Source organism: Desulfopila sp. IMCC35008 (assembly GCF_010646885.2).
Lineage (GTDB): Bacteria > Desulfobacterota > Desulfobulbia > Desulfobulbales > Desulfocapsaceae > Desulfopila.
The window spans coordinates 1,581,568-1,607,272 of the sequence record NZ_CP050700.1 but is presented as its reverse complement, the minus strand read 5'-3'; the positions used below and the strand labels follow the sequence as shown (position 1 = coordinate 1,607,272).

21 protein-coding genes and 1 riboswitch are annotated in these 25,705 nt (G+C 46.0%); of the genes, 7 read left to right on the top strand and 14 right to left on the bottom strand.

All coding sequences use genetic code 11. The features are described 5' to 3' along the window. Positions 1-27: 27 nt before the first annotated feature. A riboswitch (cyclic di-GMP riboswitch) is annotated at positions 28-104 on the bottom strand. A 275-nt stretch (positions 105-379) separates the two neighbouring features. From GA520_RS07090 to GA520_RS07065, 6 genes are all read left to right on the top strand, one after another. Continuing rightward, a complete protein-coding gene (locus GA520_RS07090) occupies positions 380-1,303 on the top strand; it encodes an RluA family pseudouridine synthase (RefSeq protein WP_163339441.1) in 924 nt (307 codons plus the stop codon). A gap of 36 nt (positions 1,304-1,339) precedes the next feature. After that, positions 1,340-2,785 (top strand): DEAD/DEAH box helicase, encoded by a 1,446-nt coding sequence (locus GA520_RS07085; RefSeq protein ID WP_163339440.1) that lies wholly within the window; start codon positions 1,340-1,342, stop codon positions 2,783-2,785. Positions 2,786-2,812: 27 nt separating this feature from the next. Then, complete coding sequence (locus tag GA520_RS07080; RefSeq protein WP_163339439.1) at positions 2,813-3,490, top strand: hypothetical protein; 678 nt, start codon at positions 2,813-2,815, stop codon at positions 3,488-3,490. Positions 3,491-3,656: 166 nt separating this feature from the next. Then, positions 3,657-3,836, top strand: a complete 180-nt coding sequence (locus GA520_RS07075) for a hypothetical protein (RefSeq protein WP_163339438.1) — start codon at positions 3,657-3,659, stop codon at positions 3,834-3,836. 14 nt (positions 3,837-3,850) lie between these two features. Beyond that, positions 3,851-4,756, top strand: coding sequence for a LysR family transcriptional regulator (locus GA520_RS07070; RefSeq protein WP_163339437.1), 906 nt, complete (start codon positions 3,851-3,853; stop codon positions 4,754-4,756). Positions 4,757-5,434: 678 nt separating this feature from the next. Further along, positions 5,435-6,331 carry a hypothetical protein gene (locus tag GA520_RS07065; protein WP_163339436.1) on the top strand — a complete coding sequence of 299 codons (897 nt, stop codon included), beginning with the start codon at positions 5,435-5,437 and terminating at the stop codon, positions 6,329-6,331. 98 nt (positions 6,332-6,429) lie between these two features. Here GA520_RS07065 and GA520_RS07060 read toward each other — a convergent pair whose 3' ends face one another. From GA520_RS07060 to GA520_RS07035, 7 genes are all read right to left on the bottom strand, one after another. Continuing rightward, the gene (locus GA520_RS07060) at positions 6,430-8,799 is read right to left on the bottom strand and encodes an SLC13 family permease (protein WP_163339435.1); all 2,370 of its coding nucleotides are present in this window, start codon (positions 8,797-8,799) and stop codon (positions 6,430-6,432) included. Positions 8,800-8,966: 167 nt separating this feature from the next. Continuing rightward, positions 8,967-10,421: a trimethylamine methyltransferase family protein gene (locus GA520_RS07055; RefSeq protein ID WP_163339434.1), complete on the bottom strand. Its 1,455-nt coding sequence runs from the start codon at positions 10,419-10,421 to the stop codon at positions 8,967-8,969. A gap of 615 nt (positions 10,422-11,036) precedes the next feature. Next, positions 11,037-11,294 (bottom strand): cytochrome c, encoded by a 258-nt coding sequence (locus tag GA520_RS27115; RefSeq protein WP_370362791.1) that lies wholly within the window; start codon positions 11,292-11,294, stop codon positions 11,037-11,039. 189 nt (positions 11,295-11,483) lie between these two features. Next, complete coding sequence (locus tag GA520_RS07050) at positions 11,484-11,957, bottom strand: pyridoxamine 5'-phosphate oxidase family protein (RefSeq protein WP_163339433.1); 474 nt, start codon at positions 11,955-11,957, stop codon at positions 11,484-11,486. Positions 11,958-11,998: 41 nt separating this feature from the next. Next, positions 11,999-13,252, bottom strand: a complete 1,254-nt coding sequence (locus tag GA520_RS07045) for an NAD(P)/FAD-dependent oxidoreductase (protein ID WP_163339432.1) — start codon at positions 13,250-13,252, stop codon at positions 11,999-12,001. A gap of 51 nt (positions 13,253-13,303) precedes the next feature. Further along, positions 13,304-13,795: a glutathione peroxidase gene (locus GA520_RS07040; protein WP_163339431.1), complete on the bottom strand. Its 492-nt coding sequence runs from the start codon at positions 13,793-13,795 to the stop codon at positions 13,304-13,306. Positions 13,796-13,892: 97 nt separating this feature from the next. Further along, on the bottom strand, positions 13,893-14,159 hold the full coding sequence (locus GA520_RS07035) for a (2Fe-2S)-binding protein (RefSeq protein ID WP_163339430.1): 267 nt from the start codon (positions 14,157-14,159) through the stop codon (positions 13,893-13,895). A gap of 299 nt (positions 14,160-14,458) precedes the next feature. Here GA520_RS07035 and GA520_RS07030 point away from each other — a divergent pair, with 299 nt between their 5' ends. After that, positions 14,459-14,644, top strand: coding sequence for a hypothetical protein (locus GA520_RS07030; RefSeq protein ID WP_163339429.1), 186 nt, complete (start codon positions 14,459-14,461; stop codon positions 14,642-14,644). A 458-nt stretch (positions 14,645-15,102) separates the two neighbouring features. On the opposite strand, the gene GA520_RS07025 is transcribed toward GA520_RS07030, so the two are convergent. From GA520_RS07025 to GA520_RS06995, 7 genes are all read right to left on the bottom strand, one after another. Further along, on the bottom strand, positions 15,103-17,130 hold the full coding sequence (locus tag GA520_RS07025; protein ID WP_163339428.1) for a methyl-accepting chemotaxis protein: 2,028 nt from the start codon (positions 17,128-17,130) through the stop codon (positions 15,103-15,105). Between the two features lie 48 nt (positions 17,131-17,178). Further along, positions 17,179-17,550, bottom strand: coding sequence for a hypothetical protein (locus GA520_RS07020; RefSeq protein WP_163339427.1), 372 nt, complete (start codon positions 17,548-17,550; stop codon positions 17,179-17,181). Between the two features lie 233 nt (positions 17,551-17,783). Further along, positions 17,784-19,184: a sigma-54 dependent transcriptional regulator gene (locus tag GA520_RS07015; protein WP_163339426.1), complete on the bottom strand. Its 1,401-nt coding sequence runs from the start codon at positions 19,182-19,184 to the stop codon at positions 17,784-17,786. 20 nt (positions 19,185-19,204) lie between these two features. Then, a complete protein-coding gene (locus GA520_RS07010) occupies positions 19,205-20,836 on the bottom strand; it encodes an ATP-binding protein (RefSeq protein WP_163339425.1) in 1,632 nt (543 codons plus the stop codon). 529 nt (positions 20,837-21,365) lie between these two features. Continuing rightward, positions 21,366-22,739: a sigma-54 dependent transcriptional regulator gene (locus tag GA520_RS07005; RefSeq protein WP_163339424.1), complete on the bottom strand. Its 1,374-nt coding sequence runs from the start codon at positions 22,737-22,739 to the stop codon at positions 21,366-21,368. A gap of 3 nt (positions 22,740-22,742) precedes the next feature. Then, positions 22,743-24,173, bottom strand: a complete 1,431-nt coding sequence (locus GA520_RS07000; protein WP_163339423.1) for a sensor histidine kinase — start codon at positions 24,171-24,173, stop codon at positions 22,743-22,745. 78 nt (positions 24,174-24,251) lie between these two features. Then, the gene (locus GA520_RS06995; protein ID WP_163339422.1) at positions 24,252-25,703 is read right to left on the bottom strand and encodes a TrkH family potassium uptake protein; all 1,452 of its coding nucleotides are present in this window, start codon (positions 25,701-25,703) and stop codon (positions 24,252-24,254) included. Between the last annotated feature and the right edge of the window lie 2 nt (positions 25,704-25,705).

The window sequence follows — 25,705 nt, the reverse complement described above, 5'->3', positions numbered from 1 at the left end:
AAAAGAAGAGCCGGGCCCCCATTTATAGATGGCAACCCGGCTATCTTATAATAAGACCCGTAGCTTTCCGTCCCTGTTTCACAGCAGGTTTGGTTTTCAACATCATGTATCGTGCATATGTTATGCATTGGAAAAAGTATACCACGTTGTAGCACCTGGCAAGGTGACGCTCTCCATAAATGATAATTTTGCGTGTCACCTGTTTTGCTGACAGGCAAGGTGGGAGAAATACGTGCTCACCCAAAAGGTATTATTCACGGCTCACCAACCTGCCCCTGAAATAGTTGGGACTTTCGACGCAAAAAAAGGTAGATTGCCGACGCCCTGCACGTGCATCACTGTAAAACCAACCAGCACCCAACCGTCCATCGGGAGTAAGATGAAAAAGACCAGACCACGAACCCGCCCTAAAAAGAAAGCAACAAATCCAGACACATTTACTGTGGATCAAGAAGGTCCTTTGCTGGAAAAGATCATAGCTGCCTTTCCCCACAAAAGCCGTAAACTACTGAAGGCCGTTTTACGCGACCAGCAGGTACAGGTGAACAGGAAAACGGTAACACAGTTTGATCATCTGCTTAAACCCGGCCAAGTGGTAGAAGTGAGCTGGGATAAATCATCTCCGAAGAAACGCCCACACGGACTCAATATAATCTTTGAAGACGATGATATTATAATTATCAACAAACCGGCGGGACTCCTCACCGTTGCCACAGATAAGGAAAAACGGAAAACGGCATACGCCCTGTTAAGTGAGTATGTGAAGCTTGAAAATCCGGAAAACAAGATTTTCATTGTTCACCGGATCGACCGGGAGACCTCAGGGCTTCTTCTCTTTGCCAAAAATGAAAAGATTAAGCACACAATTCAGGAAACATGGCTCACAACAATACGGGAACGCACCTATATTGCCGCTGTAGAAGGCGAAATTAAACAAGAAAGCGGAACCATCAGCTCCTACCTGAATGAAAGCAAGGCCTTTATCGTCTACTCTTCACAAAACCCCAAAGCAGGCAAAAAAGCGATCACCCACTATAAGACGTTGAAAAGCAACAAGGACTTTTCCCTGCTTCAGGTAAATCTGGAAACCGGCAGGAAACACCAAATCCGGGTACATATGCAGGATATCGGGCACCCTGTCGTCGGCGACACCAAATATGGTTCAAAACTAAAACCCATCGGCCGTCTTGGTCTGCATGCCCAGGGGCTGGTATTCACCCATCCGAAGACCGGGGAGTTATGTAGCTTCAAGACAGGCATCCCGGCAAAAATCACTCAACTCTTCGACCAGGATCAGGAATAGCGCGTTCACGACCGCTCTTTGGTTTGGCTTAAAACTATGTCATTTTCATCATTCGGCTTATCCGAACCTCTGCTGCGTGCGATTGAGGCAAAAGGATACACAACGCCATACCCAATTCAGACCCAGGCGATTCCTGCTGTTCTTTCCGGGAAAGACATCATGGCTGCGGCCCAAACCGGTACCGGCAAAACAGCCAGTTTTGCCCTGCCACTGTTACAACGGCTGAGCAGCGGTCCTGCCGTACGGTCAAACCATGTTCGAGCATTAGTGCTGGTCCCGACACGGGAGTTGGCCGTGCAGGTTGCAGAAGCATTTGCCACCTACGGTACATTTCTGCCGCTGAATTCGGCTGTTGTGTATGGTGGCGTTAAAATAAATCCACAGATGATGCAATTGCGGCGCGGGATAGATATTCTTGTCGCCACCCCTGGAAGGTTACTCGATCTGTACCACCAAAATGCGGTGAGATTTGAGCAGATTCAAACGCTGATTCTCGATGAAGCGGACAAAATGCTGAATCTAGGGTTTCAGGAAGAGATTAACGAACTACTTGGATTGCTTCCTCGAAAACGTCAGAATTTGCTTTTTTCAGCAACCTTTTCTCGTAAAATTCGTACACTCGCAAACTCCCTTTTGCAACATCCGGTACAAATAGAGGTGAATCCGCAGAATTTGACTGCAAAGGGCGTTAAACAGTGGCTCATTGAGGTCGACAAGAGTAAAAAAACCGATCTGCTCTGTCATCTCTTACGCCACAATGATTGGCAGCAGGTCCTGGTCTTTAGCCGCACCAAAAAAGGCGCTGACCAGTTGGTTAAAAAACTTAACGGCAAAGGTATCTCAGCCCTGGCAATCCATGGTGATAAAAGTCAGGGTGCACGTTCACTGGCGCTGTCTGAGTTTAAGTCCGGATCAATCCGGGTTCTGGTTGCAACGGATCTAGCATCGAGGGGAATTGATATCTCAGAACTCAGTTGCGTTATCAATGTTGACCTCCCCAAAGTGGCTGAAGATTATGTTCATCGGATCGGTCGAACCGGTCGTGCCGGCATGAAAGGCGTCGCAATATCTCTTGTAAGCGCCGATGAAGTTCAGCTTCTTACGGCCATCGAGACCCTTACCCGACAACTTCTGGTCCGGGAGGTTGAAACAGGCTATGTTCCCCGCCATGGGGTACCCCTTACCCGGTTGCAGAAGCCGCGCCCTAAAAGACCGAAAAAGCCGAAGAAACCTAAAACGACGAATCAGCCCCAGACCCGGCAGGATAGTGGCAAAACGCAGAATAGTGGCAGAACCGATGGTGCCGGGAAAACCGGTTCCGATACAAGACCGTTGCGACGAGGAAACAGGTCACCATCTGCTGAGAGTCCACAGACCAAATCAGGAAACAGTAGAAACCGAAAAAACGCTGATGACAAGGGAAGAGGCAGAGCGGGCAAGAACCCTTCACGTACAAACAGGACAAACCGAAAAAAACGTTGATGGTTGGGCGTTACCAGCAAAAATACTATGAAACCCTGGAAAGAAGTCGACAGAGCACCGATCCCAGACGAGGATGGTGAACTTATCTTGCGAAGACGTGATACGGAATATTCAATCCGAACCACAACCACAGAGCTTATGAACAGTCGCCTTCATGGTTCTGAAGACGCTCTTGCTGAGCTGACGTGTGCGCGCCTGCACCATCACTCCGACCTCAACATTCTAATCGGGGGGCTCGGCATGGGCTATACGCTGGGCGCAGCTCTTCGGAATTCAGGTCCGGACACCCGGATAACCGTTTCAGAACTGGTCCCTGCAGTGATAAAATGGAACCATGAGTATATAGGACACCTTGCAGGATTCCCCCTGGATGATCCGCGTGTGTCTGTCCAACAGGGAGATGTTGCAATAACAATAACAAGTAAGAAGAAAACCTGGGATGCAATTCTCTTGGATATCGACAACGGTCCTGACGGATTGACCAGGGAAGCCAACAATCAACTGTATAACATGCAGGGTCTGCGTGGTTCCTTCTCGGCTCTCAAACCCGGAGGCATCCTGGCTGTCTGGTCCTATACACCAGATAAAAGCTTCACCCAGCGTCTTACCAAATGCGGCTTTCACACTAAAGTAGTCACAGTCAGAGCCCATAAACCCGGTAAGGGAAGCAGGCACACTATCTGGGTTGCTACGAAACCGATGTGATGATTTCAGAGAACTGTCCCTCCCGTTTCGGATACCACTAGACCATACGACATTGGTCACACCTATTTGCGATGAACATCTTGTCGAGTCAGCAGTACCACTTGCCATTCATAATCCTTTATAAAGTCTGTAACAGCTTATTTTACTTTCTTTAAGGAGACAAATTATGTACGCAACTCAACGTTATTACTTTAACGAAAGCCATTTCCGTACTTACTTTCAGAAAACCAAGTGCTATATTGTAACCGTGCTTGATAGTTTTCTAAGAGGCGTGGAGGCAGCAAAACTTGCCGAGAAAAACCCAACAGATAAGGATGCCATCATGCGTATCCTATCAGATAAATAAACATCGAGAGGCCTATGCAGAGTTTCGATATTGTTACATTACGGGTTTTTTTGGCCGTTTCCCGGCTAGGGAGTATCGGTGCCGCGGCCAAGAGCGAGTATATCGCAGCATCTGCAGTTTCGAGACGCATCAGTGATCTCGAACATGACCTGGATACTGTTCTGATAACACGGACACCTGCCGGTGCGAGTCTGACCTCTGCGGGTAAGGCTTTTGCTGTACATTGTGAGCAACTACTCAACAAGTACGCAGCTGTTCGCGCTGATTTAAAACGTTTTGCCGATGGTGAGGCCGGCGATTTCAGGATAGCCGGAACTCCCCGAGCCGTTGATGGTACTCTCCCTTTTGTTGTTGCCCGTTTCAAAGAAGACAATCCTGCTGTCCGGGTGACGATGCAGGAAGTATTTTCCCGGCAAGGTATCCGCTTTTTACGGGAAGACTTAGCCGACCTGGCCATTATCTATGACTCTGTTGACCTGAAAGGTTTTGAGGTCATGCCCTATAAACAGGATCCTATATGGATAGTCGGCCAGAAGGATCATCCGCTCTTTTTGAATCACAATCCAGGTGAGCCGATGTTCTTTAAAGAGACTCTTTCTTACGCTCATATCTCTTTTCATGAAGGTGGCGTACTTGATGAACTTATCGTGGAGGCACGACGTAAAGAGGGCCGGAGTTTTAAAGCCGAAATAAAGGTCTTGCGCGTTAACTCGCTGCTGAAATGTGTCGAAGCCGGATTGGGTCTCGGCGTCATTGGGGAAAGAGACCTGCAACCCCATCTACAAAACAGCAACTTGCGAAGCGTACAATTAGCCGATAAGTGGGCTGCCCGTAAACTGGTATGCGTCTACCCGAAAGGACAGGCTGCCTCACCTACCGTTCGGAAATTTTTAGAGTATCTTGCTGATGGAGACGAGTAGAATCCACCCTGCGTTTTGCCGGAACCCTTATTTTCCTTATGATACCGCTCTATGCCAGTGTGGTGCTGATGGGCGGTGCGAAATTCGTCGCTGAGATCCTGAGCATTAATTACAACGCAGCCCTTTTTATCCTGACGGATCACAATTGCGGTCTACGTCGTCATGGGTGGTTTAAAGGGTTTGATGTATCCCGATGCGGCGTTTCAGGGCTCGATCATGTTTTTCGGCATGTCAAACGTCACGATCCCCACTCCAACCACCAGGCAGGTTGCCCTTACCTACGTTCTTTAAGTAAACTTGAACGAAAACCTTTGAGCCCGGTCATTTCACAAAATGTTCTCATCACGACTTTATTATTATCGCAGGTCATGCCGTTAACAAAAAAAGCTCCTGTACAGAGGCAAAGTACACTTTGCCCAGAGAGGTTTCGAGTGCTTTCATTGTGGATTTTCCTCCTCCATACGAGCCTACATAGCCAGTCATCCTTCGTTGCAACATGTAATTGCCTAACCGAGCAGTTCATTTCACTGTGCATTTTAGGTAACATCTGATCCCGACTCGTGAAATACCCGTATTATCGCCGTATAAAGAGTATAAAGTGCATGACACTAATCGTTTATCTGCATTATAGTGTATCACGTATGATTAGCCAGAATATCTGCACTAAAGGGTAAGTGAATGAATACTTCCAGCACAACACGTTCATCTGATATTTCACCTATTGATAAAAAATCACATTCCCCATGGGGTCTTTATTTTACAATTGGTGGCATGGGTGTAATGATTTTACTGGCAATGGGATTCGGTTTCTATCTTGGAAATTATATGGTCACCAAATACACACCTTTAGTGGATGCAGCGATGGAGATTAAACTGGAAGCTACCACGGCCCATCTCTGGCTCGAGGAAATGAGCAGTGGTGACCGTTATCGGGATATTGAATCAGTACATAGACACCTGGATGAGGCCCAGTGGTATGCCCGGGCCATGTTAGAGGGAGGCAAAAATGCAGAGGGAACATATACAGCTCTTCGTAATCCGGTTTTACGGTCTGAGGTTGAACGGGTTTCTGAAAAATTAAAGGTGTTCAAAGAGATTACCAATAAGAAATATAACACTCTGGAAGAAACAGGAGGTGGAACCTTCGTTGATCAGAAATTCGATGCAATATTTAATGATTTCGTAAGTCAGGCAGACAGGGTTGAGAGCGAGCTGCAGGCTTTAATAGACAAGAACATGGAATTATTCAGAATTACTCACATATTTCTCATCATTATGAGTTTCATCTTTATTTGTTTTGTTTTGTTTCGTTTTAACCGTTTTGAGCGACGTCGTGTTTCAGATATGAATTTGATTAATAATACGAATAAACAACTACGAATAGCCCTCAATGAAGTGAAAACCCTTCAGGGGATAATTCCAATATGTAGTTATTGTAAAAAAATTAGAGATAGTGAAGGTTTATGGAATCAGTTAGAACTATATATACATCAGCATTCTGCAGCTCAATTCAGTCATGGTATCTGTCCAGAGTGTTATAAGGTGCAGATTGAAGAAGCCCGGCAAGATGATTGAATTCCGTCCCACTATAGAACCAGATATCAGCTTGAGACGGTTCCAGTTGCTGGAACGTAAACGGGTATGAAGTTCAGCCAAGACATATCTCTCAGGCATTACGGGAACAGTGGCCAGAATATAGGAATAGTCAGCATCAACACCACCAGGATCAGTACAGTTAGTGGTACCCCCACCTTCACGTAATCCATAAAACGATACCCACCAGGCCCCATGACCAGGACATTTGCCGGATGGGAGATAGGAGAAGTGAAACTCGAGGATGCGGCCATGGCAATCCCCATCATCAGGGGAAAAGGTGAAATCCCGAGACCGGCAGAGGTCTGTAGAGCTATGGGCACCATGAGTACCACCAGAGCTGCGGTAGGAATGATGCTGGTGGCAATGAATGTGATAACCAATAGCCCAAACAGGATAGCATATGGGCCATAGGTGCCAAGGATATCAATTATAGTTCCTGCTGCCAAGGCGGCGGCACCGGAGGTGTCCAAGGCCATTCCTAACGGCAGCATGCCGGCAATGAGGAAGACCGCCTTCCACTCGATATAACGGTAGGCCTCCTCCATCGTCAGGCATTTGGTAAGAACCATAAACGCCGCGCCCAGCACTACAGCGATATAAATCGGCACCCAGCCGACAATCACCGGCAGCAGTACCGCCATCATGATGGCTAATGCCGTTTTTGCCTTCTCCTCCCTGGCTGCTTCCTGCATATTCTCTGTCAAAACAAGGAAATCCGGTTCCTGCCCGAGGAGTGTCAACCGTTTCCAGTTACCAAACAGAAGCAGGGCATCTCCCAGCTGAAGCGGCAGGTCACGTAGTCCTGAACGAATGGCCTGTCCTTTTCGCCAGACCGCCAGCACCGTTAAGCCATACTTTTCCCGAAAGCCAAGGTCTTGCAGGGTCTGCCCGTGGTGGGTCGAATGCGGCGAGAGAAGAACTTCCACAAGTCCTACCTTTTCATTCTCGAGGATCGATATATCTTCACTGTCCTCATCATCTTTCACAAAAACACCCTCAAGCCCCCGCATCAGGAAGACAGCAACCATATCCGAGATTCCTGTGACGATCAATTTGTCTCCCGGCTCAAAATGCATATCCGAAGTAGGTACCATGCTCGCACCATTCTCTCGGACAATACAGAGAATCTGCACATCAAGAGCATCTCCCAGGCAACTTTCACTGATTGTCTGGCCAAGGAGCTTGGAGCCATACGGCACACTGAAAATGCGCATCTTCTTACCGAAACGATATTCACTTCGTACTTCGGACTCTCCCATAATCGTTGGTTTTCCTACGCTAACTGCCTTCCCGAACCTTTCAATTGAGGCAACCGGACCACACACTACCAGGGAATCACCCTCCTGGAGTGGGCGAGCTTTGACATTTTCCATAATTCTTAAAGAATTCCGTTGTATAGCGAGTACGTTGAGTCCGTATTGATTGCGTAAGCCGATGGCGGAGATTGTCTTTCCCAAAATTTCACTACCGCTGTCAAGCTCTACATTGGCAACCCGCATGCCATACTCCAGCAAACTCGAATTTTCATTTACCTGGGTCTCACTCAGGAGTTGCCCCCAGTTATTCATTTCTTGAATCCGGTCAAGCCTGCCTTCGACAATGAGTTCATCCCCTGCCCGAAGAACTTCTGTTATCTCCGGTGCCAGATCCGTTTTTCTACCACGGTTGACACCGATCACATTCAGGCCAAGGCGTGACCCGAAGTGGCTTCCTGCCAGGGTTTTGCCAATCAAGGCGGAATGTTCCGGAATTTTAATACGAAAGATCCGCTCCTGCAGTCGGTACTGGGTAAGAAATCTTTTGTTCGTCAAATCATCCGGGCTGATGGCGTCACTGCCCTTTGGCAGCAAATGCCTGCCGATAAAGGTTACAAACACCATCCCGGTAACCATGACAATCAGCCCTACAGGTGAAAAATCAAAGATTGTGAAAGGCTCCAGACCATTGGTCCGCAATGCTTCACTGACGAGGATATTGGGAGGTGTTCCGATCATGGTAGTCAGTCCCCCTAGTAACGTCCCATAGGCCAAGGGCAGCAGTAACAACGACGGAGAGCGTCGCGTTTTTTTTGCCATATCCATCACAACCGGCAGCATCAGTGCCGCCACCGCGACATTGTTCATAAAAGCAGATAGAATAGCGGCAATCACCATGATCACAAATACCATTTGTGATTCCCGAGTGCCCGCCATCTTCAGAAGATACCTGCCAAGGATATTTGCTACTCCGGTTCGAGTAAGACCGCCACTGAGGATAAAGACAGCCCAGATGGTTACCACTGCCGGATTGCTGAAGCCGGCCAATGCTTCAAGAGGACTCACCAAACCGGTCAGGGCAAGCACTCCAAGGACAAGAAAAGCCAGGATTTCAAGAGGTATCCACTCAGTGATCAGGATAACAATAACCACCGCCAGAATCGCCAAAACCAAGGTGATCTCTGGTGTCATTAGTTCAGGTCTCCTCTCATCCAAGGTGCAGATAAAACTACTATGCTACTCACCTGTGACCTCTACTCGCAGAAGAACAAGTACCAATAATCGTCTACTCTACCAGCATATCATAATTCCATTCATATTTTCTTCTGGTTAGAGGACTTCTCCTCTCACATCATTTCTCAATGAAACCTTTCTCCACCACTCATTGCCTCTATAACGGTATCATTGAGCTGTGGGCAGTAGAGTTTCTTTTGAGCAGCATCGTTGATGATTTTCTCCCACTGACGGAATGAATCTACGTTTTTTAATGTGTGGTCAGTACATTTGGGATTCCCTTTCTCAGCAATCTCCCTGATGCCCTCAAACGCATGGTCGTCGCGAGGAAAGTACAGAGGCATAACGCCGACATTCTTGGAACACGTTTTAAAGATCTTCCTGGAATAACGTTCACGTTCGCAATCTTCTAAAAACTTTTCCATGCTGAAAAAGTTAAGACTGCCAAGAGCCCCCATGGCATGCCGCAAAATATGCACCCCATACTTGCGCAAAGAGTTGCGGCTCAATTCCGACTCGAAAACTGCGTGAGGAGTTACATCTATCAGGCTGGTACTTCCTCCTGTCTGAGCGGAAGGGAACCCGGTAATCCAGGTGTTGACGCGTGCCAAGGCTGCATTGATAAATGTTTGATGGGGTGAGCTGTAAGAAAGGTTGCCACCTGCCTCGGTAACACTGGGAATGCCTCCATGCACGCACAGAATTCCCGGGTTTACGGTCTGGGCGATAATCATCATGAAAATCACCTGGGCATGGTTCTGCGTCAGAAGTGACTCCGGGCTGCCAGCTCCGGATACACCGGCAATCGTCTGGTCAATCAGCAGAAGATTGTTACCGGTGCGTGCGCTTCGTAAAAACGGCTCTACCATGTTGTTCATGGGAGCCAAAGATGTAATAAGGCTGGTACCATCAATCCAGTCCTCTTTTTCCTGTAAAAAAGTCATCTCGTCAGCAGTCATGGAATTTGTGGTGATCATCTTCAGCCCTGGATAAGCTTTCTCCATAAGCTGAGCAACCTCGAAGAGAGAGATACTCTTGTCGCAGCCTACCGGAAGGCTGAAAATATTCACCACATCTTGCTGTTCCGCCACCAGGCATGTGATTTGCTCATACTCTTTACGATTGGCGGGGCGTAGTTCTTCTTCGCCAGCCCGTTTCAGAAAAGGTGAGGTTGCACCGGTGCCAAAAGTGTTCATTCCTGGATCTCCTGGCATTTCACGGGGAACCTGCTCAAGGCAATGATCTATGTAACTCCTCTTCAAGGGGATAAACAGTGCTGTTTCATTGTCGAAATTAATGGCACCAGCTTCCAGGAGGATATCCATGAGAACCTGGTTGTCGGCTATGTTCATACCGATCTCCGTCAACACCCGCTTAGCATTTTCGTCAATCCGCTGGTAAACCGCCTTCTCAGCGATAAGGTCATCCATATCGTCTAACCGTAATCTTACTTCATCAAGAATAGTTTCATCAGTTACATGAAGCAGGAGGTCCTCATATAGGTCTTGGGCCTGTTTGAAATGAGTATCCTTTTCCAGGAGGATGCCTTTCTTAAAGATTGTTCCCGCATTCTGGCACATAGTAATCTTCCTTATTTCAGGGCGCTGAAGAACTTATTAAAGATGAACCCACTATCATCTTTTACTATATTACACCTGGAAAACGACCCCAGAGACAAGGTTTTATTCGATCAACAACAAAAAAATATACTGGATAGTTTGATGAGAACGAAAAGACTATATCGTCCGGTCTATTGCATGTTAAAGATTGGTCTTGCCATTTCCCATATAAAGCATAAAAATAATGCTCTGAATATCATACATATGCCTGCGCTTATTTTCATGAAATACCTTGATCTGAGAAAAAAAGTCTATTCTCGGACAACCTCCCAGTACCTGCATTATTGGCTCTGATCTTTTACAATGTTAGGCCACCAGGTGTTGACCGATATATTTCTAAACAAGACTCTCTAAGGCAGGTTTACATGAAAGATGCTTATTCACGCGGCGGTTTTTCAGTAAAATACTCCGCAACAGCTGGTCTGGAATCACATCACATCCACTTCCCTCAATAACACTTTAGATTGGCGACGCAACCTACAGTTTCTTTGTAGACCGCCGCTTACCGTCTTCCTTTTCTGCCTAGATCTCAAGGTCGTCATATCTGGACAGAGAACATATTGCCTCAGTAATTTATTATTGTTTTTCATCAGAACCGGCATAGTTTATGATATCCCAAATTTCTGTGTCTGACATATCTTTTCCGAAAGAAGGCATTTCACCTCGACCTGTTCTTATCTTCCAAAAAAAGTCACCGTCACTATGACTTGAAAGACGTTTTTTAAAATCCGGTGTATTTTTGCTCAGCCCGGTTTCCTCAGCAGTTTTCCCTCTAAGGTCTTCACCATGGCACGAGGCACAATGCTCATTGTATAAGACAGTTCCACAATCAATAGATGATGTCGTTGCTGGTGGTTCCGGCAGTATTTTACCTGTGGAGAAAACACTCCATATAGACGTTTCAGGGTAATATAGAATCCAAATCCCTCCCTGTTCCTCCGCTGAAGAATAAGCTGAGCAATAGGGGGGATCTGGTATATGTTTTATGCAAATGACTGGACATTAACAGCTTCTGGCCAGGTATCAGGTAAATATATCGCTTTCATCCCGCACTCGATATTCCATAACGTTTTGAAATCGTGATACCAGCAAATAATGGTAGACCTTTATCTTAAACAAGGCAGTTGTTGGAGCGCTCAGAAATTTCCCCAGATAGGGATGCCTGCTGAGATACAGTTGCCGGTAGTCTGATTGTTCCGCACCTTCTATGAGCTCAGCCTTTCCGACTACGGTAAGGGCCATGGCGGCGTGAAAATCGTCTTCGCTGTTAGAGCGATTGTCAATGAGAAGAGACACCCGCGAGTCCTGAACTATATTCTGATGTTTTCTCGTCGATTTACCTGTGGCAACAACGATATTTTGCAAATCTGCAGAGTAGGCGAAAGCCATTAGACTGGAATATGGCTGCCCATCTCGCTGGGTTGATAACACTGCTAGTTGCTGACTCTCCAGCAGGGCATTTATTTTGTCCTGCACCTCTTTTTCAGTTGCGCTCATGAAGCCTCCTGATGAAGCAATGTTTTTGGTGAATCGTCGTTTTACTCTCCCGATATAGCCTTAACCAACTCTTCCCCCGCCATACGCCCCGACATAAGAGCCCACTGCAAACCAGGCAGACTCTGATATTCACCACAGACCCTGATAGTTGCGCTTAACGGTTCAGGAATATGGTATGGATTGGCCGTCGGGGGGGATTGATCAGGCAGGGCATGCTCAATTACCCTGGTCTGGATATGTTCCCACTTACTCACGATGTCCCCAAACCATTGCCGACACTGATTTCGGACCTCGTGCTCAAGGTCACTTCTCTGGATAGAGTGATCATCCAGCACAACAACTGCAATAAGGGTTTTTCCCGAAGGTGCATAGTTTTGAGCGACCAGGCTCGGGAAAGCTATATTGTTTACGGGTCCATGCCCTTCGCCGTTCAGTACCAGCAAAGGTTCCTTAAAAGGAGGCGTCCAATCTGCAGTATAGTAGAGACAACTCTCTGCTACGGAGCGACACTCACTCTGTATTTGCAACAATTCCTCCATAGCAGGCCGTGACGTCGCCAAGACTATCTGTCTGCCCAAAACCGTTCTTCCATCTTCGAGCTTGACCGAATTATCATGTACCTGCAGCACTTTACTTTTAAGCTGTAATGCATCAGGGGACAGGGACCTGGCCATATGGTGCGGAATTTCGCCCATCCCCTTCGCGGGTAATGTTGCATCGCCGTTGGCAAAAATTCTCAGGAGGTACATCAGCACCCTGCTTGATACGTTAATATCTTTATCCAGACAGGCACCAGCCAAAAACGGCACAAAAAAGCTTTTGATAAACTTTTCGGTAAATCCGTAACGTTGTAAAAAGCGCATTGCAAATTCTTCAGGCTGGTCAAAGATATCTGTAAAAGGACCACGGCATACCTGGTTGGCGAGCCGCAACAAAGCGATTCTGTCACGCAGTCCCCCCAGAGGGGATGCTAAAGTGGACAAGAGGTATCTAGGGTGGTGACGGGGATCGGCAATAATGTGAAAACGATTTTTAAACCGTACAGCAACCCCGGCAGGAAATTTCTGAAGATCCAACTCCTTGAGATTGAGATAGTGGCTCAAGTCCGGATAACCTGTCTGTAATACCTGAAAGCCATGATCAAGTGTAAAACCGTCCACGTTATCGGTTCGGATTCTGCCACCAACCTGATCACTGGACTCGAGCAGGGTGTAAGAAAGCTGGTTCTCCTCTAAGACTCTGGCACAGGCCAGTCCCGCCACTCCAGCTCCGACAATAACAGCATCATATTGCATCGCCTGCCTCCCTCGTTGTGTTTGGTTGAAGTGCTTGGCAGAATGGCACGTTCAATCCTGCCCTGCCAGAAGCCTCTCAACTTCTTTCCCTATCTCAGAAGGAGGTGTATTGGGTGCAAAACGTGCGACAACCATCCCAGCTTGATCAACGAGAAATTTTGTGAAATTCCATTTTATCCGTCTGCTGCCGAGTAAACCTGGACGTTCGCTTTTCAAATACTCAAAAAGAGGGTGCGCGTTTCCCCCGTTCACCTCAACTTTGGCAAACATCGGAAAGGTAACTCCGTAATTGAGACGACAAAATTCCTTGATCTCCTGCTCAGACCCAGGTTCCTGTTGACCAAACTGATTGCAAGGAAACCCAAGAACTACAAGTCCGTTCTGAGAGAATTTTCTATAGAGTTCCTCCAACCCGTCATATTGGGGAGTAAATCCGCACTTGCTTGCAACATTAACTATTATGAGAACCTTACCTTTATATTCGCTCAGGTTGGTTCTTTCACCCTCAATGGTCTCTACCTCAATAGTGTAAAGATCTCCCATATTGGTTCTCCCTGGCAATTATACGAAACGTCACAATGCTGCTTGCTGTAAAGTCGCTCCGCGTCCTAAACCGAATTTCTGTTAGGTGGGTTGTTATTCAACAACCATTATTGGAGTTGAGTAAATGATCTTCAGAAACCTTTTCCCTGGTAACAATGAGTTTATTCGACACTTCAGACAGCTTGGTACTACATGAACGGGTCACCACGCCATCTATCAGCACGTTGCAGGCTCCGCACATCTCAATACCGCAGCCAAATTTGGTGCTGGTCAGGCCGATTTTCTCCCGCAAAACCCAGACCAGCAATTCATCTGGTTCTGCCTCAACCGTATGTTGCTGACCGTTTACATTTAATTCAATCATAATTCACCAATTCTGTATAGAGATCCTACAAAGGATAATACCTGGACCAGACCTTGAAATTCGTCTGTTTGCTTAAATGAAAAAAATAATCACTAATTTCCGGAAAACAGTATATGGGTAATATCCATATGCAAATTCGACAGATTTCCGGCAAATGACCTGACAATAAATATTAGTTACTTGTCAATTTGCTGAAGGCGACATATTCTATTCGTAACTCTGGAGATATTCAGCTCTTCAATTATCAATAAGGGGCTGCATATCTGTTCTATTTCACAAATATAGTGAGGGAGATAATCATGAGCATGAGAGGCGAAATTATTTCTGAGGAATACAAGAAAATGGTATTTATCCAGGATAAAGATGGCAAGGAATATGCCTGCTATATCGATGATCTTAAAAACATAAAACGAAAAGAAGATCTTACAGACGAAGAAAAAGAAAAATGCACTGATATCAGTCAAGTCCTAGGTGACAGCTGGTAATAGGCAGAACCCGTTTATGTTAAATATAAATCCCTCTGTTCCTTATAGGTACAGGGGGATTTTTTCGTTCAATTTGCTGAACACTCACATTGAGCATTATCTCGTCAGTCGCATATTGATAAAAAATACAAGCTTTTACTAAATCAATCTTGAGGTCAGCCATAAATTCAGATGCCCTGAAAAGTGGAGTTACTACGCAGACAGAACAAGCTAATCGAGCAATGTATCCTATCATACGGTTACAAACTTCCAACAGTAGTGCAACCAGATAGGGATCTTGTCAATTATGAATCCTGATGACCCATGAATCGCAGCGCCATTGGCCAGGAGAGGCTGGAAACAATGGGGTCACGGATGTCTGTGGCCAGGACGGCCACAGACAAGTTCCAATGGACAGGTTTATGGCGTCCTAACGTGCAAAGATGATGAACACATATTCAAAACTTTGCAGCTACAAGCTATATTTTAAACTGCTCCACCATTTGCTTCAGGCTTTCAGAAAGCCGTGACAGTTCCTCAGCGCTGGCGTTGACCTGTCCACTTCCATCCGCCATCTCATTTGCTGCCTGATTGACCTCAACAACGTCCTCGGCAATTGTGGCAGCAACAGTTGAACTTTGAGCAACATTTTCATTTACATCCTGAATACCCTGTGCTGCCTGATTGACATTGCCGGCAATCTCTTTTGTAGAAGCTGATTGCTCTTCGATGGCGGTTGCAATAGTGCATACGATGTCATTGATATCAGCGATAACTTTCTCAATTTTATTGATCTCCACCACCGTACCCTCCGTAGAACCCTGTATCCCTTCCAGCTTGAAACGTATATCCTGGGTGGCTTCGGCGGTCTGCTTGGCCAGTTCTTTTATTTCATTGGCAACAACCGCAAAACCTTTGCCTGCTTCACCTGCGCGGGCGGCTTCGATGGTAGCATTGAGCGCCAGCAAATTGGTCTGCTCAGAAATATCATTGATAGTTTCAGTCACCTTACCAACATCAGAGGCAGCCTTGCCGAGTTCTCCCACACGTCCGGACACCGTCTGTGCCAACGTTACCGCTTCACCGGTAATCACTCGGCCTTTTTCCGTATTCCCAGAAATTTCATTGATAGTTGCGCTCATTTCCTCCGACGCCGCCGCTACCATCTGGATATTAGTGGAGGCCTGCTCGGAGGCAGCTGCCACACTATTCATATTAGCGCTCATTTCTTCCGCTGCTGAAGCAACCTGATTGGATTTTCCGGAAGTCTGCTCCGCACCTGCGGCCATCTGTTGGGAAATTGCAGAGAGTTCAGTTGAAGAAGAAGAAATGGTTTCAACGCCCCCGTTTATATCCTGAAACATACCCCTCAGGTTTTGAGCCATACTGTTCAACGCATTTGCAAGTATCCCGATCTCATCCTTCTGGTGAATGTCCAGCTTTTTGGTCAAATCTCCGTTTGACATAATTCGGGCAAACTCAACACCTTTGGCAATAGGTCCGGTAATCCCTTTGGCAATAAGAAGAGAAGCCAATATCCCGATGACAACAGCACAAACTGAGAATATCAGATTATAGAGTATGGCACTGTCTATACCCGTCATCATCTCTTCATCCATTCGGACATACTCATTTTGATAGCTTTCCCGGATCTCATCTAATATCTTCTTGGTATCGGCCAACGCTAACAGAGTCTCATTGTTAAAAATACCCTGGGTTTCGCCCACTTTTTCCGAAGATGCGTCGATCCACCCCATTGTATCTTCAAATTTTTCTTCAAGTAGACCGAGAGCAGAAATCGTTTCGTCTTGATATATCCTCATTGCACCTTCCATGTCACCGCGGTCAAGATAGGATACAATTTTTTCAGCAGAACCATGCAACCGTGCGTGGGGCTCTTCCCAGCCCTTCAGTAATGCGGCAAATTTCTGGTTCATTGGTTTATAAGAGTGGTACCACTTGCCGAAAGCACATGCTTTCGGATCCAGACCTCCAGTGAATTCAGTTTCAGTCATTATTGACTGGCTCAATTTTTTAATCCATACAAGATGGTCAATCCAGCGGTCAGCAAGAATACCATCCAGTGCCCTGTTGAAAGGGACATAGGTTTCCTGGATTTTAATCGCAGTATGGTGAAGTCTTTTGTGAGGCTCTTTTATATTCTCCAGAAGTGCGCCGATTTCCTTATTCTCAGCTGCCAGTTTTTTGGTTTCCTCACCATAAAGCCATTTACCGAAACCACATTTCGTATCATCGGTTTGGATATTTATGGAATGAACATCATCCTTGAACACCAGTGTGCTCAAGCTGGATACCCAATTCAGGTGATCAATCGTCTTGAGTAAAACGAACTGGTTCCCACTAGACATTTCTTCAGTTTCGTGGGCCAGATGGTCCACCTTGTTAAAACCAAAATAGGTATAAATGGCAATTCCTGTAAGTAGGAATAGTACTGAGCCAAACCCTACACCTAATTTTTTCCCGATTGATAAATCCTTCCACCTCATAATCCCCTCCATCAAAAGTATATAATTATCTAGTAATCCATATATTTACTATATTGGCATGTTCTGGCGCTTCCTGATGACGACATCAATTAGCTCAAAGTCTTTTTCATTATCAACAAGCAAGCGAGGATAGAGTTTTCGGCACTCCTGCAGCAAATCTGCATCAGCACTATCGGTCACAATGATAAGAAAGAGATCGTCAAAGAGTTTTTGTAAGATTTTTAGAGAAGTGATCCCGTCCATACTGCAAATCTGGACCACCAGAATCGGTTTTCCTATCCGATACTTCAACAACGCCATTGTTAAGGCTTCCGGGTCACTGGTGAAACAGACTTCTTCTCTGGATACTGCAGAAGTAATAATATTCTGTAATTTCAGATTGAAATCAGATGTTGATGCATTGTGGATTAGTATGTCCATTATTTCCTTTTTTAAAATATTTACGGAAACTTGCAATCCATATGCCAGGGTCAAAAACCAAAACAAATAGAATATATTCGTGTCATATCAGGTGCTTGATAATTACGAAATGTCAGGAAAATACGTCGAGAAGTGAGACTGTCCAGATATCTGGACGGAAAGTGTCCAGATATCTGGACGCGTCCAGCGTGAGGCATGAAGATCAGAATAGATTTATTGCCAGGAAAAGCCGGTTAGGAAAATCGATCGATATTATACTTTTTCAACCTGGCATACAAGCTGGAGCGGGATAGACCGGAAATACGACAGGCTTCCTGAATATTCCCCTCAGTGTAATGTACCAACGATCGCATGTACCTCTTTTCAGTCTCCTCAAGCGACATACTCAGAGATGGTAATTCACTGTTTTTAAGATGTTCATCAGAAAAGTCCTTCCTTCCTGGAGTACCATTATTTGTCATGGAATACAGCTTTGTGCTGATCCTCACATCAGTCGGCAAATGGATAGGCAGCAACACATCGTACATATGCGAATTGGCAATGGATAAATCGATGACATTGGCCAGTTCACGGACATTACCTGGCCAGTGGTACATTTTCAGGAGATCCATGAATTCAGCAGAGACACCTTTAATTAACAGGTTATAACTCTTGCAGAACAGGCCGACATAGTGAAGCACCAGTGTTTCTATATCAGACGCTCTCTCATGTAGGGTCGGCAGTTTAATTGTCGAGGCTTTGAGCCTATACAGGAGATCCTGCCGAAACTTTCCTTCGTTCACCATCTGTTCCAGATCTCTGTTTGTGGCTGTTATCAGGCGAAAGTTACTGTGCAACTCCTGTTTGCCGCCCACAGGGCGGAAATTCTTCTCCTGGAGAACACGTAAGAATGTTTTCTGCATCGATAGAGGAAGTTCGCCAACTTCATCCATGAAAAGTGTTCCTTTGTCCGCCTGGAGGATTAACCCATCACGGCTTTGATCAGCCCCAGTGAATGCCCCTTTCTCATGTCCGAAGAGTATGCTTTCAACAAGTTGTTCAGGGAATGCAGCACAATCGAGGACAACGAACGGAAACGTTGCCCGGCGACTGTTCTCATGAACCGCCCTTGCAAACAGCTCCTTGCCGGTGCCGGTCTCACCGGTTATCAGCACCGAGATGTCAGTACCGGTATATTTTGCCACTTTTTTCAGGCAAGCAAGCAACTTCGGATCACTGCCGATTATCGCATTACGCTTAAGTATCATTACTGGTTTTTCTGCCAGCTTCTCTTTTCGATACTCGAGCGCACGAGTCACCTGGAGAGATAACTCCCTTACAGATAGAGGTTTTAAAATATAATCCCAGGCGCCTGTCTCAATGGCAAGTTCTGCACCATCAGGGTCTCCCTCCCCTGTGATAATGATAATTTCAGGTTTGGAATCAATATGTTTGAGCCTGGGTAGTGCCTCGATGCCACTCCCGTCGGGGAGTCGCACATCCAACAGCACCAAATCAAATGCTCGTTCTCCAGTCTTCCTGAATCCTTGCTCCAAGGTATGAGCGACCTCAACGTCATGCTCCAGATGGCGCAATTTCTTGCACACCATTCCGCACAACATTTCGTCATCGTCTATGATTAGAATGAGGGCCATTGATTATTATTTTTTCTATTTCAAGCGAGAACTTTACGAATTGTCCGAGCTAAATCCATCTGGGTAAAAGGTTTCGATAAAAAGTCAGAGATCCCGAGTTCCTTTGCTTGTTCCCTGTTTATCAGATGACTATAACCGGTGCAAAGAATTATGGGAGTATCGGGCCTGATAGATAAAATTCTGCGAGCCAACTGGTCAGCTCTCAATTCAGGCATGGTTTGATCAGCAATAACAAGTTGAAAGTAATATGGATCCTGGACAAGGATATCAAGCGCATCTCGACTATTTGTTATCAAGGTAACCGTGTAGCCAAGCTTTTCAAGTCTCTTCTTCGTCACAGCACCAACAACAGGTTCATCGTCAACTACCAGAACCCTTTCATCTCCTCCCGGCATCTGAGAAGCGGGTCCAGCAATTACTTCCTCTCCATCTCCAAAATCTGTCAACTGAGGAAAACAGACCTTGAAAGTGGTGCCTTTGTTTATCTCACTGTCGACAATGATAGCACCGTTATGATTTTTAACTATCCCATGCACCATTGACAGCCCCAGACCTGAACCTTCTTCTTTTGGTTTGGTTGAGAAGAAAGGATCAAATATTTTATCCAAAATAAGGGGGTTAATCCCCAAACCTGTATCGGTAACTGTGATTTCAACATATGGTCCATGTTTCAACTCAAATGGCCGCTCTTGATCTTCAGGTCCAAACTCAACTGACGTAATGACCACATCTAATGTCCCCCCCGTATCCCGCATTGCATGCCCTGCGTTGACACCAAGATTTGTAACTACCTGGTGGATCTGGGTGGGATCTCCATAAATTCGAGTATTTTCAGTAAAAAAATGTTTACGGATTTTGATATTGGACGGCAATGACGCCTGCAGTAAATTGATTGCCTCTTCCACCACAGGGCCCAAAGACATCGGCCGTTTCTTAAGTTGAGAATGGCGGTTGACTGCCAGAATTTGTTTGACCAACTCTTTCGCCCGCAAGCCAGCTGCCAAGATCTCTTGCAGGCTTTCCCTGGCCGGCGAATCATCCGGGAGTTCGTCATCCAAAATGATTTCTGCATAACCAACTACTGAAGACAAAATATTATTGAAATCGTGTGCTATACCACTGGCAAGCCTACCTATGGATTCCATTTTCTGAGCATGCACGAGTTGAGCCTGAAGTTTTTCCCGCTCTTTCTCAGCTTTTCTCTGATAAGTAATATCCTGAATGATGCAATAGGTCTGTTGAAATCCTCCCTGATCGTTTTTTCCAACCCTGCCATCAAGCCTCACAGCCAGATGTGAACCATCCTTTTTACGCATCTCAAATTCGAAGCCAAGTATCTCTCCAACAGCTTTCAGTTTTGGAAAGTTTTCTTTAAACTGGTCCCTCCACTTACCAGCCAGCAAATCTCCGAAATTTTTTCCAAGAACTTCCTGCTTCTCATAACCCAGTATTTCAAGCCATGCCTGATTGATTTCGATCAAACACCCGAACGCATCAAGGGATTGATATCCCAAAGGAGAACGATTGTACAATTCTCGAAGATATTTATTTTCCCGCAATAAGGATTTTTCTCTGCTTTCAAGTTCTGCGACTCTCTTTTTCAGTTGGGTAAGGTCTGACTGTTGTTGAGTATCATTAATGGATATGGTCATCTCGGAATTACACTAATTGCACGACAGGTTACATTTATGGAGTGTGAACAAACTAACAGAATCAAAAAGTACCTTAATGTGCTGAAAATAGCAAAACCAGACCGTAATGGTAGCCAGAAGGTTGTCTGGAACAGGAACCTTGTACCCATTTGCCATCGCCCCCTTCTGTTAGTTAGTTCCCGTCCTAAAACTACCCTTCTGCCCAATCTCAGCGTTCCGGCTAAATTATTTATCCTCCGAATATCGTACATATGCGTGCGGTAAATAACTAAGCCACGCCTCGATATTGAACAGAATGCTGAGCTTTAGGGTGGGAACTAATTATGATGAACTTCAATGTAATAAAAAGAACGAGGAATGACCACTTCCTCCTCACTTCCAGATAGTTACTATCAATGCTCGACACAAAGGGTGTGCATCGACTTTTTCAGCAATGCAAGTAAGTTAAATATATCCTTCAATCCTGAGCAGACACCTGGTTAACACTGTGTAAAAGTTGGTGACATACACCAAAATAGTACACGTCATTTCACAGATCATGCTTTGCGAGACCGTATCTTTTGATCTTCCGCCAGAGAGAGACCCGGTCTATTCCCAGGATTTTTGCAGCTTCCGACTTCTTCCCCTCGACCTCTTCCAGGACCTCTAAGATATATTTTTTCTCATGTTCCTCCAAGGTCGGCCAAAGGGCGCCCTGATATTCAGAATCAGCGACAGAACCGGAAATGATATCACTCATGATATGGTGAGGTTCTATCAACTCTTCCCTGCAGGTAATCAGAAGACGTTGCATGATATTTTCAAGTTCCCTTACATTCCCTGGATATTCATACCCTTTGAGGCGTTCAAGAGCCATGTCTGACAATTGAGGAGTTTTCCTTCCAGGTTCAACGTGTTTATGAAGAAAATGATTTGCCAACAGAGGAATGTCGTTTCTACGCTCTGCAAGGGAGGGGACCTGTATGGTCATAACATTCAAGCGATAGTAAAGATCTTTACGAAAGCTTCCGGTTTCCGAAGCGTCCTTGAGATCCTTGTTGGTGGCGGCCAGCACCCTGATATCCACAGGTATTTCTTTTGAACCACCTATGCGCATCACCGTTCGTTCCTGAAGTACCCGCAGGAGCTGTACCTGGAGTTGCAACGACATCTCCCCAATCTCATCAAAGAAAACGGTTCCCCCCTCAGCACACTCAAGCAACCCTTTATGAGTCTTATCTGCACCGGTAAATGCCCCCTGCTCGTGCCCAAAAAGCTCATTCCCGATAAGTTCCTCGGTAAAAACACCACAGTTGAGTGCGACAAAACGTTTATTCGAGCGATGACTCAATTCATGTATCGTCTTGGCAACCAATTCTTTACCGGTACCTGTTTCACCAAGAATCAACACATTGCAGTCCAGTTGGGCGACCTGGCTTATCTGCTCACGCAGAGCGAGGGTTTTAGTACTACGACCAACTATTTTCAAGGTCCCCTCACCCTCTGAGACCTGTTTCCTCAATCGCCTCAACTCATTGTGCATTGCACTGCGCTCGAGCGCTTTGGGGATTATCGTAAGAAGTTCCTGAACGTTAAGAGGTTTGGCAAAATAATAATAAGCTCCTTTCTTCATGGCATCGACAGCATTATCGATACTCGCATACCCGGTGATGATGAGAACCTCTGCAGCTGGCCAGAGCTCCTTTGTGGCCTCCAGTACCTCCATTCCCCCTTTGCCCTTCATCCGTAAATCCGTAACAACGAGATCGATCTCCTGATCCTTCATGAGCCGAATCGCCTCATTGCCATCCTTGGCAAGCAAGGGATGATAACCCTCTTTTTTAAGGATGTGGGCCAGGTTTTCACGGGCTATTTTTTCATCGTCAACGACAAGAATTTTTTTCAGGCTTTCTCTCGTCTCCACTATTTATGCCTCCCTCTCTTTGACTTTAAGCGGGAGACTTATTTGAAAGGAAGCACCCTCGCCGGGCTCGCTGATAATGCGTATTTCACCCTGGTGTTTCTTGATAATTCCATAAACGACGGAGAGTCCCAGGCCGGTTCCCTTCCCTTCGTCCTTGGTAGTATAAAAAGGATCGAAGAGTTGTCCCTGAATATTCTTTGGAATACCGGGGCCGGTATCGCGCACTTCAATAACAACCGTGTCATCATTTTCACTGATGACAGCAGAAATTGAAATTTCCCCTTTATCTCCAATAGCCTGACTGGAATTTATGATGAGATTGAGAAACACCTCCTGCATGCGCTGAACATCCATCGGGATCTCCAGGTCTGGAGAGATGTTGACCCTTATCGATATATTTGCAGGAACCTGACTCTGGACCAACCTGACTGCACGTGAAGCAACTTCTGCAAGATTTGCGGTACGAAGCTTAAATTCCTGCACTCTTGAGAATTCAAGCAACCCTTTTACTACATCACGAGCACGTAAGGTCTCCTGCTCTATATTGCCGAGCATTTTTTTTATAAAATCCATATCTGCAGAACCCAAATCTTCCATGGCAATCTGGCAGGAGGTGGAGATATTATTCAGGGGATTATTGAGCTGATGCGCCACGCCTGCCGTCAGGGTGCCGATAGATGACAACTTTTGCGACTGGACCAGCTGGTCCTGCTGCTTTTCGAGTTCGAAGACCATGGTATTAAATGCCTCCATCACCTGCTGCATCTCATCTCTCGTTTGAAGAACTGTGATATGTTTGAACCTCCCCTGCGCGATATCGTCCGTGGCTTTTTTTATAATACTGAGGGGACGGATTATTTTTAAAAAGGTGATGACAGGCATGAGTATCCCAAGGATTATCGCCACAATCGACCAGAAGGACATCCGGGTTTCCAACTCTCGCAGTATACTCTGTAATTGGAATCTTTCAAATTCAAGCAGGTTTGAACTCTGGGCAGTAAGCAACTGTCCTATATCCCTTGTTTTTACTACATTAGCCTTGTATTCTTCACTCCCTCCCTGATCGCTTTTTACCAGTTGTTCAAAAGCGTAATGGTATTGATGCATGGAGTCTTCCAGCTCCTTCAGCATAGGTGCGGCTTTAAGTTTCTCCAGTTGGCGCCTGAGGGTCGCAATACTGTTTTCAGCCTGGGTGAGGTACTTTTTATGCTCTTCGAATGCCTTCGGTGTATTATAGAGTAAAAAATTTTTCTCGTACCTCCTCACCTCCAGGATAATGTTGTCCAACCTGTAGGCAGCTTCCAAAAAATTGAATTTTTCCTCAGCTGTGTGGAGATCTTCCCGGGAAACATCCCACATCAGGATGATACCAGATATATAGCAGAGCAGGAAAAACAGAATTTTAAAGGTGAAACCAAAGTGGAACTGCTTCATTGATCTCCTCCACCAGTAATGAGAGTAGAATTATTGTATCATTCCGGAGCTGCAAGGCACGAAAACTTGAAAGACTCCTTATTTTCCCCAAAAATCAGGATTCAACATCACCAGACAGGGTATCAGTTCCAGCCTGCCGACTATCATGTTGATGATAAATATCATTTTGGTGAGGGCAGAAAGGTTGCCAAAGGTGCCCATAGGGCCAATATCACCGAATCCGGGGCCGATATTGCCTATAGTTGCCGCGGCACCAACAAAACCTGTTGCATAGTTATCTTCTATGATTGCAACAAACAATCCCGAGAAAAACAGCAGTACCAGGTAGAGCAGTAAAAAACTGAGTATTTGATACTGAATGTCGTTAGGGACGGCCCTCCTGTCGATTTTTACTGACAAAACAGCACGAGGATGCAATACCTGGTTAAGCTCACGCCTGATGTATTTTGCCATAAACAGGATACGGACCACCTTGATACCACCACCGGCGGAACCGGCACACCCACCAACAAGCATGACGATGAGAAGCACCGCCTGGGCAGGAACAAGCCACAGGGCAAAATCAGCTGAAGAGAAACCAGCTGTAGTGATAATAGAGGTAACCTGAAAAAAACTGTCCCGCAAGCTGACGAGAAAGGACTGTCTGTGAGCTATCAACAAGAAGCAACACAACGCTGCACTGAGAGCGAAAACAATACCGCAATACAGCCGGAATTCTTCACTTTGTAAAAGTGGTTTGGGTTTCTGCTGAATCAGCAAACGATACTGAAGTGCGAAATTACTCCCTGCCAGAAACATAAAGAATGTAATTATCCAGGTTGCCAGCGAATTCTGATACCCCATTATCGATTGTGGATGTGGCGAAAATCCACCTGCTGCCATGGTTGATAGAGCATTGCAGACGGCATCGAAAAGAGGCATATCTGCCAGCCAGAGGGACAGTATTTCGAGGATTGTCAGCAAAACGTAAATAAGCCACAGTGACTTTGCAGTATGAGTAATACGAGGGGTGATCTTTTCATCTACCGGGCCAGGCGCCTCGGCAAAGAATATGCTGCGGCCGGCAACTGCGAATTGAGGAAGAATTGCGACAAAGAGAACAATGATGCCCATCCCTCCCAGCCACTGAGTGAGGCTTCGCCAGAAGAAAAAGTCTTTCGGGTACAGTGAAAAATCTGTGAGAATAGTAGCCCCTGTTGTTGTTATCCCGGAGACCGATTCAAAATAGGCATCTAAAGGCCCAAGGTTGTAGAAAAGATACGGTATTGCACCTACCGCGGCGGTTAGCAGCCAGGCAAGCGTTACAATCAATAACCCTTCCGGGCGACTGATCTTATCAAAATTTCGGTCCCGGCCCCCTTTCCATCGGCAGAGCAGACCGAGACCGATACCAGTGCCGGATGCAACACAAAACGGGACGATAGAACTATACTCCTTTTCTATGAGGGCGACCAGAATGGGCGTTAATACGATACCACCGAATCCGGTGAGGATGAGACCAACGGCGTTAAGGACTCTTTCTGTTTTCATAA